Raw genomic sequence first — 17,103 nt, 5'->3', positions numbered from 1 at the left:
AAAAACTTACTCATAAAAGAATTGCTGGTTCTTAACTTTATCTATATCTGTTCAATTTTCAAAGACCAATTTATCTCGTCGCCCTTAAGCGACTCATTTAGTATATCACTCGGTTCAACATTTGTCAACAAGTTTTTTATTTCTTGTTTTTCGCTGTTGCCTTGCGACGAAATTTATCTTATCACATCTACAATATAATAGTGTCATATTTAATACGATTTGTTCAAAATATTTCACATTTACTCTATATTTCTTTATTTTTCTACTCTTAACTTATATCGATACACTAGGCTATGATGACACTATTTTTTAGCCTTAAATATTGAATTTTATCTATAACTAATATTAAAAATAGAAAAAGCTGTTATAAATTAACGCTAAAAGTCAATTTATAACAACTTTTTTTTTAATTATCAATTAGTTTTCTGTTTCTTCTTCAACAACATTTTCTTCAATATCTTCTCCAGCATTAGAAATCTTACTAATTGCAACAACAACTTCTTCTTCGTTAGTTCTCATTAGTCTTACTCCCATTGCAGCTCTACTTGTTATTGAAATATCACTTACGTTAATTCTTATAGCTACACCACTACTGTTTATTAACATAAGTTCGTCGTCTTCCTTACACATTGTAGCTCCAACAACTTTTCCTGTCTTATCAGAGATCTTATAAGTAATTAAACCTATTCCACCTCTATTTTGAACTTTATATTGATCTATTGGAGTTCTCTTACCATAACCATTTTCACTTATTACTAATAAGTTTTCATCTTCAACAGCAACATCTAAGCATACTGCTTTATCGTCATCCTTAAGATTAATAGCCTTAACCCCTGATGCACTTCTACCCATAGGTCTAACATCAGCTTCATTAAACTTAACTGCATAACCATTTTGAGTTACCATTATTAAGTTTGCATCACCCTTAGTCACCTTAACCTTTAGTAATTCATCGCCTTCTCTTAATGAGATTGCAATTAAACCACTCTTACGTAAGTTCTTAAAGTCTTCTAAAGGTGTTTTCTTAACAATACCTTGCTTAGTAGCCATGAATAAGAATCCTTCTCTATTGTTATCTTTAATAACTAAAGCAGTTTCAATTCTTTCATTTGGCTCTATTTGAATAAGGTTTATTATGTTTGTACCCTTAGCAGTTCTTCCTGCCTCTGGTATTTCATATGCTCTTAACTTATAAACTCTTCCCCTGTTAGTGAAGAATAATATGTCTGCATGAGTTGAAGTTATTATAACTTGTTCTACAAAGTCATCTTCTTTTGTAGTCATGGCTTGAATTCCCTTTCCACCTCTTCTTTGAGCAGAATAAGTGTCTGAAGAAATTCTCTTTATATAACCATTATTAGTCATAGTTATTACAACTTCTTCTTCTTGAATTAGATCTTCTATATCAATTTCATTTAGAACTTTTTCTATCTTAGTTCTTCTTTCATCACCATATTTGTTCTTAATTTCTACTAATTCATCTTTTATTACACCAAGAAGTTTTTCTTCACTAGCTAATATAGATTCTAAGTATTCTATTTGTTTCATTAACTCATTATATTCAGCTTCTATCTTATCTCTTTCTAAGCCTGTTAATCTTCTTAATCTCATTTCTAAGATAGCAACAGCTTGCTTTTCAGATAGACCAAATCTGTCCATTAATGTGTTTTTAGCTATTTCTGAAGTTTCTGAATGTCTTATTATGCTTATTACTTCATCAATATTATCTAAGGCTATTCTTAATCCTTCTAAGATATGAGCTCTTGCTCTAGCTTTATCTAAATCAAATATAGTTCTTCTAGTTATTACTTCTTTTTGGAAGTCAATATAATAATTTAATACTTGTTTTAAATTTAATACTTGTGGTGCATTATCTACTAACGCAAGCATTATAACCCCGAAAGTATCCTGCATCTTTGTATGTTTGTATAATAAATTAAGAATTACGTTTGGATTAGCATCTTTCTTTAGTTCAATAACTATTCTCATACCTTCTCTATCTGATTCATCTCTTAAATCTGATATTCCAACTATTCTCTTATCCTTAACAAGATCAGCAATATTTTCTATTAATTTTGCCTTGTTAACTTGATAAGGAAGTTCTGTAACTATTATTCTATGTCTTGAATTTTCCTCTTCAATTTCTGCATTAGCTCTAACTACAATTTTACCTTTACCAGTTTCATAAGCAGCTCTAATTCCTGCCTTACCCATTACAGTTGCTCCTGTTGGGAAATCTGGTCCTTTTATAACTGACATTAAATCTAACACAGATGCTTCTGGATTATCTATTAGCATTATTGTCCCATCAATAATTTCACCTAAATTATGTGGTGGTATATTAGTTGCCATACCAACTGCGATACCTGATGAACCATTAACTAAAAGATTTGGAAATCTTGATGGTAATACTGATGGTTCTTTTTCTTCACCATCGAAGTTAGGAATAAAATCTACTGTATTCTTGTTAATATCTCTTAACATTTCAACAGAAATCTTATTCATTTTTGCTTCTGTATATCTCATGGCAGCTGGACTATCTCCATCAACTGAACCAAAGTTTCCATGACCATCAGCTAACATATATCTCATTGAAAAGTCTTGCGCCATTCTTACTAATGCATCATAAACTGATGAATCACCATGTGGATGATACTTACCTAAAACATCTCCAACTATTCTGGCACACTTTCTATATCCCTTATCAGGATATAAACCTAATTCTTGTAGTGAATATAATATTCTTCTATGAACAGGCTTTAATCCATCTCTAACGTCTGGTAATGCACGACCAACTATTACACTCATGGCATAATCGATATAGCATTTTTTCATTTCCTTATTGATATCAACAGGAATGACTCTTCCTTCATTAAAATTCATGTACTTCACCTCGTATTAGTACTAAATATCTAAGTTACTTACTTTCTTAGCATTTTGTTGTATAAATTGTCTTCTAGGTTCAACTTTATCACCCATAAGAATTGTGAATATTTCATCTGCTTCCATAGCATCTTCTACGGTAGCTTTAAGTAAAATTCTCTTTTCTGGGTCCATTGTTGTATCCCATAATTGTTCAGCATTCATTTCTCCAAGACCTTTGTATCTTTGAATGCTAGTAGAGTTATCTTTTCCTCTGAACTCTTCTAAGATAGCATCTAATTCTTCATCAGAATATGCATATGCCTCCTTCTTATTCTTAGTTACTTTATATAGTGGTGGTTGTGCAATATATACATGTCCGCCCTCTATTAAATCTCTCATGTATCTATAGAAGAATGTTAATAATAGAGTTCTAATATGAGCACCATCAACATCGGCATCGGTCATTATTATTATTCTATTATATCTTATTTTCTCTATATCAAAGTCAGGACCTATACCTGCACCAAAAGCAGTAATCATAGATCTAATTGTATCTGAATTTAATATTCTATCTAATCTTTGTTTTTCAACATTTAGTATCTTACCTCTTAAAGGAAGGATAGCTTGGAACTTTCTGTTTCTACCTTGTTTAGCAGAACCACCCGCAGAATCACCTTCGACTATGTAAATTTCACATTCACGTGGATCCTTAGATGAACAATCAGCTAATTTTCCTGGTAATGATGAACGCTCTAAAACTGATTTTCTTGTTAGTTCTCTAGCTTTTCTTGCAGCATCTCTAGCTCTTGAAGCCATTAATGCTTTATCTATTATAATCTTTGAAACATTTGGATTTTCTTCTAGGAATATTCCAACACCTTCTCCAACGATTGAATCAACAACACCTCTAACTTCACTATTACCTAGCTTAGTCTTTGTTTGACCTTCAAATTGTGGTTCTCCTATTTTTACTGAAACAACGGCTGTTAATCCTTCTCTAATATCTTCTCCTGAAAGATTTTTGTCATTTTCCTTTAAGTGTCCAAATCTCTTTGCATAATCATTTAAAACTCTTGTTAATGCAGTTTTAAACCCAACAAGGTGTGTCCCACCTTCTATAGTATCTATGTTATTAGCGAATGAAAAAATATTTTCATTGTAGCCATCATTGTATTGTAAAGCTACTTCAACTAATATTCCATCTTTATTTCCTTCAACGTATATAGGTTCTGGATGAAGCACTTCTTTATTTCTATTTAAGTAAGAAACAAATGATTTTATACCACCTTCATAGTGATATACTTCTTCTCTACCATCTCTTCTATCTGTTAACGAAATATTAATTCCTTTATTTAAAAATGCTAGTTCTCTTAATCTTTGAGCTAATACGTCAAAATCATATACAGTATCATCAAAGATTTCTGCATCTGGCTTAAAGTAAGTTCTAGTACCAGTTTCATCTGAATCTCCCATGATTTTTAGTTCAGACATTACTTTTCCTCTAGCATATTCTTGTTGCCAAAGATGTCCTTCTCTTTTTACGGTAACAATACATTTTTCAGATAATGCATTAACAACAGATGCACCAACCCCGTGTAATCCTCCAGATACTTTGTATCCGCCGCCACCGAATTTTCCACCTGCATGTAGTATTGTCATAATTACTTCTACTGTAGATTTTTTCATTTTAGGATGTAGGCCTACTGGCATTCCTCTACCATCATCCTCAACTTCTATAGAATTATCTTCGTTTATATAAACCTTTATATTCTTACAGAATCCTGCTAAAGCTTCATCTATACTATTATCTACAATTTCATATACCAAGTGATGTAATCCTCTTGAACTGGTACTACCAATGTACATACCTGGTCTTTTTCTTACAGCTTCTAATCCTTCTAGAACCTGTATCTGATTTTCATCGTAACTTTGTTTATTTTGTTCCAACATAGATTCCTCCTAAAAAATTATCAATGAAATTAAACGCTAAGGTTTAATATTGGAGTTATGGGTTATAGTCCATATCCGTCCTTTTACTTAACGTAGTTGAAGAAATTGGAGATAAATATATTTTACTCTTTTTATTTACTTCAGCTATTACATAAGACTTAGGTGTTTCTTCTGTTATTCTCTCTACAAATCCATCTTCTTCTGCCATTCTTAAGAATTGACTAGTATCAGATCCATACATTGTTGTTTCTAGATCAAAAATTCCTATAATATCACTAATAGGAACAGCAACATTTTCTCCTAAATGTAAAAACATAAATCATTCCTCCTTTATAGAAACTTTACCATTACTAACCTTGAAAACCTTAGAACTTGAATCTAAATAATTATTTATATCAGCTATTCCTGTACAAGTTATAATAGTTTGAATGTCTTTTATTGTACTTAATATGTATTTCTTTCTATTGAAATCAAGCTCTGACAATACATCATCCAATAATAAAACTGGATACTCACCATTAATCTCTTTTATTATTTTTAACGATGCAAATTTCATGGTCAAAACAGCAGTTCTCTGCTGTCCTTGAGATCCATAACTTTTAGTATCCACATTATTAATTAAAACTGTAAAATCATCTCTATGAGGACCTATCGTTGATATTCCTCTTTCAATATCTTTTTTTCTATTCTTAACTAGCTGCTTATAAAAATCATCTTTTATGTGTTCTAAATTTTTTATCGATGACTCATACTTAAACTCAATTTCTTCTTTTCCCAATGTAATTTCTTTATGAATTTCTTTTCCATATGTATTTAATGAATTAATATACTTCAATCTAGCTTTGATAATATATTCACCAAATGCAACTAGCTGACTGTCATATATATCAAGAATCTCTTCACTTAAATTTCTATTTTTTAATACAATATTACGCTCACTTAGAACTTTATTATAGTGTACAAGATTAAAATAATATTTTTTATCAAGCTGACATAACTCCATATCGAGAAACTTTCGTCTTATTCCTGGAGATTCTTTGATAATTTTTAAATCCTCTGGTGAGAACATTACGACATTAAAGTTTCCAAACAACTCTCCAATTTTATTGATTTTAATCGAATTTACTGATATGGCCTTTTTACCATCCTTTAAAATAGCAATGTCGATATTTTTATCTAATCTTTCCCTTCCAACACTTAAACTAATAAAGGCACGATTTGCATCCCATTTAATTAATTCTTTGTCTTTAGAAGTTCTATGTGACTTTGCAAATGCAGAGTAATATATCGCTTCTAAGATATTTGTTTTTCCCTGCGCATTATCACCAAGAAATACATTAACACTTTTGCTAAAATCGATATTTAAGTTTTCATAATTTCTATAATTCATTAACATTAATCTTTTTATAAACATCTATACACCTATATAATTATATCATACTAAATATAGAACACTTAACCGTGAACTTTTCAAAAATTATATCACTTTATATTCTTCACCATCAAAATTTATTATATCATTTACTCGTATTTTTTTCCCTCTTTGAGTACACACTTCATTATTTACTTTTACTAAACCTTCTGTAATGTACATTTTTGCTTCGCTTCCTAATGATGCAAGCCCAGCCCATTTTAAAAATGAATCTAATTTTATAAATTCTGTATTAATTTTTATTTCGTTCAAAACATTTCTGCATAAAAAACGTATTTTTATGCATTCCTCCTATCTTATTAATCTAACTGGTAATACTAAATATTTGTAAGAATCTGTATTTTTAGCTTTTATAACACATGGAGTTACACTTGAAGTCATTTCCAGCACAATTGTTTCTTCTTCCATGCTCTTTAAAACATCAATTAAGTATCTTGAATTAAATGCAATTTGTATCTCTTCGCCTTGCAAATTAATCGACATTTCTTCCCTAACTTTTCCCAATTGAGAATTTGAAGTTATAACTAAAGTATCTTCTTTTACATCTAATTTTATTAAATTACTATTTCCTTCTTTAACCATTAAAGAAGCTCTTTCAATACAACTTTGTAATTTTTGTCTATCAACTTCAACTAAAAGTTTATGTTCTTGAGGTAGTAATGAATTATAATTCACATATTTTCCGTCTAATAATCTTGATATAATTTTAGTTTCTTCTAAATTGAATAATATATGATTATTAGTAAATGTTATATCTACCATAGAATCTGAATCTTCTAAGATTTTAGCAACTTCATTTAAAGTTTTTCCTGGAATTACGATATCCATATCGAAATCGCTATCTAAGTATTCACTTTTTATAGCTAATCTATATCCATCAAGAGCTACTAAATTTAATCTTTTATCTTTTATCTCAAATAAAATACCTTGTAATATAGGTCTTGTTTCATCTTGAGCTATTGCAAAAGATGTGCTCTTTATCATATTCTTTAATATGTTTTGAGGAACTTGTATTTTCTTAGTTTCATCGATCTTTGGCAGTTGAGGATATTCATCTGCATTCATGTAAACTACGTTAAAAACTGATTTTTCACAAGTAATTTGTACTGTATCATTTTCAATTATTTCTATTCTAATATCTGAGTTTGGTAATTTACGAATTATTTCACCAAAGATTTTAGAATCAATAACTAAAGATCCTTCTTCTAAAACATCTGCTTCAACTTTTGTTTGGATAGATACATCCATATCAGAACCAATTAAAGTTAAACCATCTTTAGATGCATTTAAATATATACCTTCCAATATAGGCATAGTTGATTTTCCTGTAATTGCCTTTTGAGCTATTATTATTCCTTCTTGTAATTTTTGTTTTTGACATATAAAAATCATATATATACCTCCTAAGTTATTAACATAGTAATTCTTATATTTATATAGATAGATAATAAATATATATTATAATAGTAGTAGTAGGGGCTGTGGATTTGTGGATAACTATTTAAAACATAGTAATTTCAATGAATTATAGCAAAAAAATATTGTGGATAAGTCCGTGACAAAAAATATATCTTATCCACAGTATTAACATAAATATTACTTTTTAAAAGTTATCCACAAGATATTAAGATATAATTATCAACATATGTGATTAACTTTGTGTAAGCTTCTTAGTTAAAGTTTCTATAGTATGTTGTAGAGTTTCATCTTTATTGAGATTATCAGATATCTTTTCATAAGCATGGATTACAGTTGTATGATCTCTACCACCAAATTCTTCACCTATTTTAGGTAAAGACATATCTGTTAGTTTTCTACTTAAGTACATAGCAATTTGTCTTGGATAAGCTATGTTTCTAGTACGTCTTTGAGATTTTAAATCTTCTATACGCAAATTAAAGTAACTTGAAACTATATCTTGGATTAAATCTATAGTTATATTTTTTCCTTGTTTTTTAGAAATGATATCTTTTAAAGCTTCTGATGCTAAATCAACTGTTATTTCACGATTAGTTAGTGATGAATAAGCTACAATTCTAATAAGAGCACCTTCAAGCTCTCTAATATTTGATTTTATTTTTGTTGCAATATATATCATTACTTCATTTGCTACATTTAACTTTTCAACTTCAGCTTTTTTCTTTAATATAGCCATTCTTGTTTCGAAATCTGGAATTTGAATATCTGCAATTAAGCCCCATTCAAATCTAGATCTTAATCTATCTTCTAGTGTAGGTATTTCTTTTGGTGGTCTATCAGAAGATAAAATTATTTGTTTATTGGCATCATGAAGAGCGTTAAATGTATGGAAAAATTCTTCTTGAGTTCTTTCTTTGCCTGCAATAAATTGAATATCATCTATTAATAAGATATCAACGTTTCTATATTTATTTCTAAACTCTTCATTTTTATCATCTTTTATGGAATTGATAAGTTCATTAGTGAATTTTTCAGATGAAACATAAACAACCTTAGCATTAGGGTTGTTTTGTAATATGTAATGACCAATTGCATGCATTAAGTGAGTCTTTCCTAAACCTACACCACCATATATAAAAAGAGGATTATACGCTTTTGCAGGAGCTTCAGCTACTGCAAGTGATGCTGCATGTGCAAATCTATTACTATTTCCTATAACAAAGGAGTCAAAAGTATACTTAGGGTTTAATGTGGTTGACATTTCGTCGTTTACAATTATTGATTTACTTTTTTGGGGTTCAACTTTCATTGATTTCTCTGCTTCGGATGAGTTTATATCTGAAGCAATTAAAAATTCAATTTTGTATAGTTTTGAGCAAACAACCTTTATTGAGTTAGCAACTAAATCCTTATATCTTTTTTCTAAAATATCTTGGGTGAAGGAATTAGGAACACTAATCTGTATTGTATTAGAAGAAATTGAAATTGGCTTACAACTCTTTATCCAAGTATTGAAACTAACCTCACTCATTTCCCCTTTTATTATGCTTAACGTTTTTTCCCATAGTTCATTTAGATCCGTTTCCATGTATTATCCTCCAAAAAAAATTTTTATTATATTAATTATGTATAAAAAATTATTAACAGGTTTATCAACAAAAGTGATATTTAAAGTGAGAGATGTTGATAATGTTAAGTAAAGTTATCAACATTGTTAATAACTTTGTGAAATAAAAGTAAAAATAAAAGTTATCAACAACCTTTGAAATTATATTATAAACATTAGATTATCTATTGTAAAGTCAATAAAATATAGTAATGACAATGTTTTTATTTTAAAAAATTATGAAAACTGAACAAGTTATACACACTTTTGTCCACAGGTGTGGATAACTTTTAAACAATTCACAAGTTATTCACAATCCATTTATTATAATATCATAATAGAAGAAGGTGTTACAATAAGTTATCCACAAAAAACTAGGGGGTGTTGATAAATTATCAACAGAAAACAACTAACTTGACACTTTTGGGGGATATATATATAATTAATTAGTAATAAAAAAGAAGTATATAGTTTTTTTACTATAAAAATTTTAGTCGAAGGGGGTGCAAGTGAAAATGTTCATGACATACCAACCTAAAAAAAGACAAAGAAAAAAGGAACATGGTTTCAGAAAAAGAATGAAGACTCAATCAGGAAGAAACATTCTTAAGAAAAGAAGACAAAAAGGTAGAAAAAAATTAACAGCATAAGGGCCGCAGATTGTGGCCTTTTTTCTGCAAATGCAGGAAAAAAGGAGTAGGAATATCTATGATTTATAGATTAAAAAGAAATATAGAGTTTCGAATAGTATATAGACATGGAAAATCCATTGCTAATAACCTTTTAGTTTTATATGTATTAAAAAATAAAAAAAATAAAGATAAAAATGAAGGTTCTTATAATAGAGTTGGAATTTCTGTAAGTAAAAAAGTTGGCAATAGTGTTGTTCGAAGCAGATGTAAAAGATTAATTACAGAAAGTTATAGAATAAAAACTGATAATTTAAAAAATGGCTACGATTTAATTTTTGTGGCAAGAACTAATATAAAAGATAAAGATTATTATCAGGTGAATAAGGCTGTAGAAGGTTTATTAAAGAAAGCAGGCCTATATAATAATGAAAAAATTAGTGATTAGTTTAATAAAATTTTATAAAAAAAATATATCTCCAATGACATCACGACACTGTAAGTACTTACCTACATGTTCTCAGTATGCTATTGAAGCAATTGAAAAGTATGGAGTATTAAAAGGTGGATTGATGTCAATTTGGAGAATTTTAAAATGTAATCCTTTCAGTAAGGGTGGCTTTGATCCTGTAAAGTAATAAAAAAATAATATTTAATAGGAGGAATAGGAACTATGATGACTTTATTTGCTCCAATAACAAATTTCTTTCAAATAATATTTGATTGGTTATATAAATTTGTTGTAGGACTAGGCGTTACAGAAGGTAGCGGGTTGGCTTATGTTTTAGCCATAACAATACTTACTGTTGTTATTAGAGCATGTTTGTTACCATTTAACATAAAGTCTGCAAAGTCAAATCAGGCTATGCAGGAAATTCAACCAGAAGTAAAGAAGCTTCAAGAAAAGTATAAAAATGATCCACAAAAAGCTAATGCTGAAATAATGAACTTATATAAGGAAAGAAACGTTAGTATGACTGGAGGATGTCTTCCAGCATTATTACCATTACCTATATTAATGGCATTATATTATGCTTTTTATAATATGGATGTAACAGGATCATTTTTATGGATTAAAGATATAGGTGCTCCGGATAGAACATTTATTTTACCTATCTTAGCAGCATTATCAACTTTCTTACCATCATATTTAATGACTAAAGCAACTCCTAATAATGGAGAAGGTGCTATGAATATGGCTCCAATGAATATTGGTATGTCAATAGTGATGGGATTCATGGCATTAAATTTCAAGTCTATATTAGTAATCTATTGGGTTTTAGGTGGAATAATTCAATTAGCTACAACTTATTTTATTAATTATAGACCTGCAATGAAAAAGAAGCAGCAAGTTCTGCAAGCAGAAGCAGAAAAGCAAGCAGCAAGAGCTCCTAAATTTGTTATGCCAGATTATGATTCTGATAAAAAGAAGAAGAAGAATAAAAAGAAAAAATAAATTTCATATATCTTAGCGATTTGAAGGTGGGTGAAATAGCCATGAAGTCTATTGACATGACTGGAAAGAATGTAGATGAAGCTTTAGAAAAAGCCTTACATCAATTAAATGCTACTAAAGATGAAGTTAAAGTTGAAATTATTGATGAAGGGGTTAAAGGTTTCCTAAATATAATAGGAAGTAAACCTGCTAAAGTTAGAGTTACCCTTAAGAAGAATTATGTTGATGAAGCAAAGGAATTCTTAAAAAATGTTTTTGATAAAATGAATGTTAAAGCAGAGATTTTTGTTGAAGAAAATGATGATAATGTTTATATAGAATTAGTTGGTTCTAATATGGGATCAATTATAGGATATAGAGGAGAAACCCTTGATGCATTACAGTATTTAGTCTCATTAGTTGTTAATAAAAATCATGATGCTAAATACAAAAGAATTATACTAGATGCTGAACATTATAGGTCTAAGAGAGAAGAAACATTAAAAAGAGTTGCTTATAAAACAGCTGATAAGGTAAGAAAACGTAGGAAAGCTTTTAAGCTTGAACCAATGAACCCATATGAAAGAAGAATAATACATTCAGCTCTTCAAGATAGTAATGATATTGTTACTTATAGTGAAGGGGAAGAACCTCGTAGAAGAGTTGTTATAGATATTGAATAATGAGCTAAGAAGCTGTTGTAAAGTTAGCCTGAGATGGTTGATTTTACAGCAGCTTATTTTTTGACTTATTTATTATTGTTTTGTAAAATGTATAGTAGTTTAATAGGAGTACATGAATAAAATTAATACTTCTGAGGAGGATGACAATGAAAGAATTTGATACTATTTGCGGTATATCGACTCCAATTGGTGAAGGTGGTATTTCTATAATAAGAGTATCTGGAGATAAATGTTTAGATATAATAGACAAGATATTTAAAGGTGTAAATAAAGCAAGCATCAAAGATATGAAGACTTACACTATGAGATATGGTCACATATATGATTTGAATAATGGCGATATAATTGATGAAGTTATTATTAGTTATATGAAGGGACCTAGAAGTTTTACAGCAGAAGATGTTATAGAAGTAAATTGTCATGGTGGAGTAACTTCAACTAATAAAGTATTACAAGAAATAATTAAAGCAGGAGCTAGATTAGCTGAACCAGGTGAATTTACAAAGAGAGCTTTTTTAAATGGAAGAATAGATTTAAGTCAGGCAGAAGCGGTTATGGATATAATAAGAGCCAAGACAGATTTATCAATGAAGTCAGCAGTTATGCAGAGTTCAGGGTATCTTTCTAAGGAAATAAATAAGCTTAGAGAATATATGTTAAACACTCTTGCTTTAATTGAGTATTCGGTAGATTTTACTGAAGATGATGAAGAAGTTGATGAAAGTGTCCCAGTAAAGATAATAGATCAACTATCTAAAGCAAAAAATGAAATGAATACATTATTAAAAAATGCAGATGAGGGAAGAATTATTAGAGATGGATTGAAACTTGCAATTGTAGGAAAGCCTAATGTAGGTAAATCCTCTTTATTAAATGCATTATTAAAGGAAAAAAGAGCTATTGTAACAGATATTCCTGGTACAACTAGAGATGTTATAGAAGAGTTTACAAATTTAGATGGAATTCCTGTTAAGGTTATTGATACTGCTGGAATCAGAGAAACTGATGACGTAGTAGAACAAATAGGGGTAGAGAGATCTAGAGAAAAGATGGATGAAGCTGATTTAGTTATATTTGTTTTAGATTCATCTAGGGTATTAGATGATGAAGATAGAGAAATAATTTCTAGATTAGATGGTAAAAAATATATAGTTTTATTAAATAAGGTTGATTTAGAAACTAAAATTAATGAAGAAGAACTATCTGGCTTAGATAATGTTATAAAGATATCAACAAAATCAGGTTTTGGTTTAGAAGATTTAAAACTAAAGATTAAAGATATGTTCTTTGAGGGAGAAGTTAACACAGAAAGTCTAATTATTTCTAATAGCAGACATAAACAAGCACTTTATAGAGCTTTAGAAAATTGTGAATTAGCAGAAGAAAAAGTTAAACAAAATGAATTTTTAGATTTAATTTCAATTTATGTAACAGCAGCATTAAAAGCTTTAGGAGAAATTACTGGAGCAGAATTAGAAGAGGATTTGATAAATAAGATATTTAGCGAATTCTGCGTAGGAAAGTAGGGTTGGAAATGGAATATAATGCAGGAGAATTTGACGTTATCGTCGTTGGTGCCGGTCATGCAGGATGTGAAGCAGCTTTAGCATCTGCAAGAATGGGACTTAATACATTAGTTTGTACAATAAGCTTGGATGCCATTGGTATGATGCCATGTAATCCAAATATCGGGGGAACAGCAAAAGGCCATATTGTTAGGGAAATTGATGCTCTAGGTGGAGAAATGGGTATAAATATAGACCATACATTTATTCAATCTAGAATGTTAAATACATCAAAAGGGCCAGCTGTACATTCATTAAGAGCTCAAGCTGATAAATTAAAGTATCAGCAAAGAATGAAACATGTACTAGAAAGAGAAGAAAATTTACAAGTTAAACAAATTGAAGTTACAAAGCTAATTGTTGAAGATAACAAGGTTTGTGGAGTTGTAACAAAGAATGGTGCTAAGTATAAATGTAAGGCTGTAATATTAGCTACAGGTACATATTTAAAAGGTAAAATAATTATAGGTGAAGTTTCATATAGTGGAGGACCTAATGGTTTATTCCCAGCAAATGATTTATCTCAATCTTTATTGGATTTAGGTATTAGTTTAAGGAGATTTAAAACAGGAACTCCAGCTAGAATTAACAGAAGATCAGTAGATTTTTCTAAGATGAGTGAACAAAAAGGTGATGATAAGATAGCACCATTCTCATTTATGAGTGGAAATATTGATAGAGACCAAGTGTCATGCTATCTTACATATACTAATGAAGAAACTAGAAAAATTATAGAAGAAAATATACACAGATCTCCTATATATAATGGTTCAATCAAGGGAATAGGACCAAGATACTGTCCATCAATAGAAGATAAGATAATGAGATTCCCAGATAGAAGTCAACATCAGATTTTTATTGAACCAGAAGGAGAAGATACATTAGAAATGTATGTTGGAGGAATGAGTTCATCTTTGCCAGAAGAAGTTCAAATTCAAATGTTAAGAACATTACCTGGATTAGAAAATGTTCAAATGATGAGAACTGCTTATGCTATAGAATATGATTCAATCGATCCAACACAACTTAAGCCAACACTAGAGTTTAAGACTGTTTCAGGTCTATATGGTGCTGGTCAGTTAAATGGAAGTTCAGGATACGAAGAAGCAGCAGGACAAGGTATAATTGCTGGTATTAATGCTGCATTAAAAATTAAAGGTGAAGAGCCATTAATTTTAACTCGTTCTGATGCTTATATAGGTGTATTAATAGATGACTTAGTTACTAAAGGAACAAATGAACCTTATAGAATGATGACATCTAGAGCAGAATACAGATTATTATTAAGACAAGATAATGCTGATTTCAGATTAACTGAAATAGGACATAGAGTTGGATTGGTAAATGAAGAAAGATATGCTAAATTTATAAATAGAAAAGAAACTATAGAAAATGAAATTGAAAGATTAAAAAATCTTCAAGTTACAAATAAGAAGGAAGTTAATGAATTCTTAGCTACATTAGGTTCAGCAGAACTTAAAAAACCAACTAGTTTCTATGAATTAATAAAGAGAACTGAGTTAGATTACTTCTCATTAGCGCCTTTAGATCCAGAAAGACAAGAATTTACTGATGATATTGGTGAACAAGTTAATGTAACTGCTAAGTATGAAGGATATATAAATGCTCAATTAGAACAAGTTGGACAATTTAAGAAGTTTGAAAAGAAGCTACTTCCTGAAGATATAGATTATGCAGATGTTAAGGGATTAAGAACAGAAGCTATTCAAAAGCTTGCTAAAATCAAACCTGTAAGTATAGGTCAGGCTTCTAGAATCTCAGGGGTTTCCCCAGCAGATATATCTGTATTATTGATTTATCTAGAACATCAATATGGAAAAAGAGATAAATAAAGCTCTGGAGGTTAAATATGAATTTTTACGATATAATGCAAAAGGCTTCAAATGATGTTGGGATGAACTTTAATGAAGAAAAGTATAATAAATTTATAAAATATATGAGATTAGTTCAAGAATGGAATGAAAAAATTAATCTTACAGCTATATTAGAAGATGAGGAATTTATTAAAAAACATTTTATTGATTGTATAAAAATCTTTAAATGTGATGAAGCAAAAGAAGCTAAGACTTTAATTGATGTTGGAACTGGGGCTGGGTTCCCTGGAATTCCAATAGCAATAATGAGAGATGATTTAGATATAACATTATTAGATTCATTAAATAAGAGAATTAATTTTTTAAATCTAGTAGTTAAAGAATTAGGTCTAAAAAATGTTACAACAATTCATTCAAGAGCAGAAGATGGTGCAAGAAAGCCAGAACTTAGAGAAAACTTTGATGTAGCAACTTCAAGAGCAGTTGCTAATATGACTGTATTATCTGAGTTTTGTCTTCCTTATGTTAAAGTAGGAGGAAGCTTTATTGCATTAAAAGGGCCTGCAATTGAAGAAGAACTAAAAGATTCTAGCAATGCATTAGGTGTTCTAGGTGGCAAGTTAAATAGAGTTGTTGAAGTCACAATTGAGGATACTGATTTAAAACATAACATAGTAGTGGTTAATAAAAAGAAAGAATGTCCTAAAGCTTATCCAAGAAAAGCTGGAATCATAACAAAAAAACCACTTAAATAATCTTAAAAAAATAAGTTTTTGGATGGGGAGAGTAAAATGAGTAATGAAATAGTTAAGGTGAATATCAATAATATAATTCCCAATTTATATCAGCCACGTAAGCACTTTGATGAAAAGGCGCTAAAAGAGTTATCAGAGTCTATAAAGGAATATGGAATAATACAACCATTAACAGTTAGAAAAAGAGGAGATGGTTATGAACTTGTTGCGGGGGAAAGAAGACTTAGAGCAGCAAAATTAGCCTTATTAGAAGAAGTTCCATGTTCAATAGTTGATATTACAGATGTAGAGTCTGCTGAAATAGCATTATTAGAGAATCTTCAAAGAGAAGATCTCAATTATATTGAAGAGGCTGAAGCTTATTATAACTTAATACATGATCATAATTTTACTCAAGAAGAAATTGCAAAGAAGATGGGAAAAAGCCAATCTACTGTTGCTAATAAACTTAGACTTTTAAAGTTACCTGATAAGGTTAGAAAATTATGTTTAACTAACAATTTAACAGAAAGACATTCAAGGGCACTATTAACATTACCTGATGAAGAGCTTCAGTTAAAGGTTGTTGAAAAGGTAATTAAAAAAGGTCTTAACGTAAAAAATACAGAGGAATTAATAAATAAAGAATTATTAAAACTTGCTGGAAAACAACTAAAAGAAAAAGATAAAAAAAGAATAAAATCAGTTTTTCCAGCTAAGTTATATGTAAACACTATTAAACAAGTATTTGATAAGTTTAATATCCCTGCTGCATATAAGTTTGCAGAAAAAGAGGATTGTATACAGATAACAGTTAATATTCCTAAAAATAAAAAGTAAGTTATCTTAATAATGATAAGGGGATGTAAAAAAACTCTCCTAAAAAGAAAATCGCTGTAGGCATTAAACTTACAGCGATTTTTTGGTAAAATTAAATTATGATACCAAAT

At 29.5% G+C, this 17,103-nt stretch carries 16 protein-coding genes; 9 read left to right on the top strand and 7 right to left on the bottom strand.

The features are described 5' to 3' along the window. Positions 1–417: 417 nt before the first annotated feature. From gyrA to dnaA, 7 genes are all read right to left on the bottom strand, one after another. On the bottom strand, positions 418–2,883 hold the full coding sequence (gene gyrA / locus BM384_RS09240; protein WP_090013082.1) for a DNA gyrase subunit A: 2,466 nt from the start codon (positions 2,881–2,883) through the stop codon (positions 418–420). 21 nt (positions 2,884–2,904) lie between these two features. After that, positions 2,905–4,815 (bottom strand): DNA topoisomerase (ATP-hydrolyzing) subunit B, encoded by a 1,911-nt coding sequence (gene gyrB, locus BM384_RS09235; protein ID WP_175537327.1) that lies wholly within the window; start codon positions 4,813–4,815, stop codon positions 2,905–2,907. A 55-nt stretch (positions 4,816–4,870) separates the two neighbouring features. Further along, the gene (locus BM384_RS09230; protein ID WP_090013078.1) at positions 4,871–5,131 is read right to left on the bottom strand and encodes an extracellular matrix regulator RemB; all 261 of its coding nucleotides are present in this window, start codon (positions 5,129–5,131) and stop codon (positions 4,871–4,873) included. A 3-nt stretch (positions 5,132–5,134) separates the two neighbouring features. Then, complete coding sequence (gene recF / locus BM384_RS09225; RefSeq protein WP_090013077.1) at positions 5,135–6,229, bottom strand: DNA replication/repair protein RecF; 1,095 nt, start codon at positions 6,227–6,229, stop codon at positions 5,135–5,137. A 63-nt stretch (positions 6,230–6,292) separates the two neighbouring features. Beyond that, positions 6,293–6,499, bottom strand: a complete 207-nt coding sequence (locus BM384_RS09220) for an RNA-binding S4 domain-containing protein (RefSeq protein WP_090013075.1) — start codon at positions 6,497–6,499, stop codon at positions 6,293–6,295. Positions 6,500–6,538: 39 nt separating this feature from the next. Continuing rightward, positions 6,539–7,639: a DNA polymerase III subunit beta gene (dnaN, locus tag BM384_RS09215; RefSeq protein ID WP_090013074.1), complete on the bottom strand. Its 1,101-nt coding sequence runs from the start codon at positions 7,637–7,639 to the stop codon at positions 6,539–6,541. A 259-nt stretch (positions 7,640–7,898) separates the two neighbouring features. Next, entirely contained in the window at positions 7,899–9,254 is a 1,356-nt protein-coding gene (gene dnaA, locus BM384_RS09210; protein ID WP_090013072.1) for a chromosomal replication initiator protein DnaA, read from the bottom strand. Between the two features lie 533 nt (positions 9,255–9,787). Here dnaA and rpmH point away from each other — a divergent pair. The 9 genes from rpmH (at position 9,788) to noc (ending at position 16,993) form a co-directional block, all read left to right on the top strand. Then, positions 9,788–9,922: a 50S ribosomal protein L34 gene (rpmH, locus tag BM384_RS09205; protein WP_090013071.1), complete on the top strand. Its 135-nt coding sequence runs from the start codon at positions 9,788–9,790 to the stop codon at positions 9,920–9,922. Positions 9,923–9,980: 58 nt separating this feature from the next. Next, entirely contained in the window at positions 9,981–10,349 is a 369-nt protein-coding gene (gene rnpA / locus BM384_RS09200) for a ribonuclease P protein component (protein ID WP_090013069.1), read from the top strand. Further along, complete coding sequence (gene yidD, locus BM384_RS09195) at positions 10,330–10,539, top strand: membrane protein insertion efficiency factor YidD (RefSeq protein ID WP_090013067.1); 210 nt, start codon at positions 10,330–10,332, stop codon at positions 10,537–10,539. Before rnpA ends, yidD begins: the two co-directional genes overlap by 20 nt. Positions 10,540–10,574: 35 nt before the next feature. Beyond that, positions 10,575–11,357, top strand: coding sequence for a membrane protein insertase YidC (gene yidC / locus BM384_RS09190; protein WP_090013066.1), 783 nt, complete (start codon positions 10,575–10,577; stop codon positions 11,355–11,357). A gap of 41 nt (positions 11,358–11,398) precedes the next feature. After that, positions 11,399–12,019, top strand: a complete 621-nt coding sequence (jag, locus tag BM384_RS09185; protein ID WP_090013064.1) for an RNA-binding cell elongation regulator Jag/EloR — start codon at positions 11,399–11,401, stop codon at positions 12,017–12,019. A gap of 146 nt (positions 12,020–12,165) precedes the next feature. Continuing rightward, a complete protein-coding gene (mnmE, locus tag BM384_RS09180; RefSeq protein ID WP_090013062.1) occupies positions 12,166–13,545 on the top strand; it encodes a tRNA uridine-5-carboxymethylaminomethyl(34) synthesis GTPase MnmE in 1,380 nt (459 codons plus the stop codon). Positions 13,546–13,553: 8 nt separating this feature from the next. After that, on the top strand, positions 13,554–15,437 hold the full coding sequence (mnmG, locus tag BM384_RS09175; protein WP_175537326.1) for a tRNA uridine-5-carboxymethylaminomethyl(34) synthesis enzyme MnmG: 1,884 nt from the start codon (positions 13,554–13,556) through the stop codon (positions 15,435–15,437). Positions 15,438–15,454: 17 nt separating this feature from the next. After that, entirely contained in the window at positions 15,455–16,174 is a 720-nt protein-coding gene (gene rsmG, locus BM384_RS09170) for a 16S rRNA (guanine(527)-N(7))-methyltransferase RsmG (RefSeq protein WP_090013059.1), read from the top strand. Between the two features lie 36 nt (positions 16,175–16,210). After that, complete coding sequence (noc, locus tag BM384_RS09165; RefSeq protein WP_090013057.1) at positions 16,211–16,993, top strand: nucleoid occlusion protein; 783 nt, start codon at positions 16,211–16,213, stop codon at positions 16,991–16,993. Positions 16,994–17,103 lie beyond the last annotated feature (110 nt).

The organism is Clostridium sp. DSM 8431 (genome assembly GCF_900116755.1).
Classification (GTDB): Bacteria; Bacillota; Clostridia; order Clostridiales; family Clostridiaceae; genus Clostridium.
The sequence above is the reverse complement of the archived record's forward strand: the minus strand, read 5'-3'. Positions and strand labels throughout refer to the sequence as shown.

Coding starts and splice junctions, on each gene's coding strand:
- gyrA (WP_090013082.1), bottom strand. CDS start 2,883: ATGAATTTTAATGAAGGAAGAGTCATTCCTGTTGATATCAATAAGGAA.
- rnpA (WP_090013069.1), top strand. CDS start 9,981: ATGATTTATAGATTAAAAAGAAATATAGAGTTTCGAATAGTATATAGA.
- noc (WP_090013057.1), top strand. CDS start 16,211: ATGAGTAATGAAATAGTTAAGGTGAATATCAATAATATAATTCCCAAT.
- mnmE (WP_090013062.1), top strand. CDS start 12,166: ATGAAAGAATTTGATACTATTTGCGGTATATCGACTCCAATTGGTGAA.
- recF (WP_090013077.1), bottom strand. CDS start 6,229: ATGTTTATAAAAAGATTAATGTTAATGAATTATAGAAATTATGAAAAC.
- rsmG (WP_090013059.1), top strand. CDS start 15,455: ATGAATTTTTACGATATAATGCAAAAGGCTTCAAATGATGTTGGGATG.
- dnaA (WP_090013072.1), bottom strand. CDS start 9,254: ATGGAAACGGATCTAAATGAACTATGGGAAAAAACGTTAAGCATAATA.
- rpmH (WP_090013071.1), top strand. CDS start 9,788: ATGTTCATGACATACCAACCTAAAAAAAGACAAAGAAAAAAGGAACAT.
- yidC (WP_090013066.1), top strand. CDS start 10,575: ATGATGACTTTATTTGCTCCAATAACAAATTTCTTTCAAATAATATTT.
- dnaN (WP_090013074.1), bottom strand. CDS start 7,639: ATGATTTTTATATGTCAAAAACAAAAATTACAAGAAGGAATAATAATA.
- gyrB (WP_175537327.1), bottom strand. CDS start 4,815: ATGTTGGAACAAAATAAACAAAGTTACGATGAAAATCAGATACAGGTT.
- BM384_RS09230 (WP_090013078.1), bottom strand. CDS start 5,131: ATGTTTTTACATTTAGGAGAAAATGTTGCTGTTCCTATTAGTGATATT.
- jag (WP_090013064.1), top strand. CDS start 11,399: ATGAAGTCTATTGACATGACTGGAAAGAATGTAGATGAAGCTTTAGAA.
- mnmG (WP_175537326.1), top strand. CDS start 13,554: ATGGAATATAATGCAGGAGAATTTGACGTTATCGTCGTTGGTGCCGGT.
- yidD (WP_090013067.1), top strand. CDS start 10,330: ATGAAAAAATTAGTGATTAGTTTAATAAAATTTTATAAAAAAAATATA.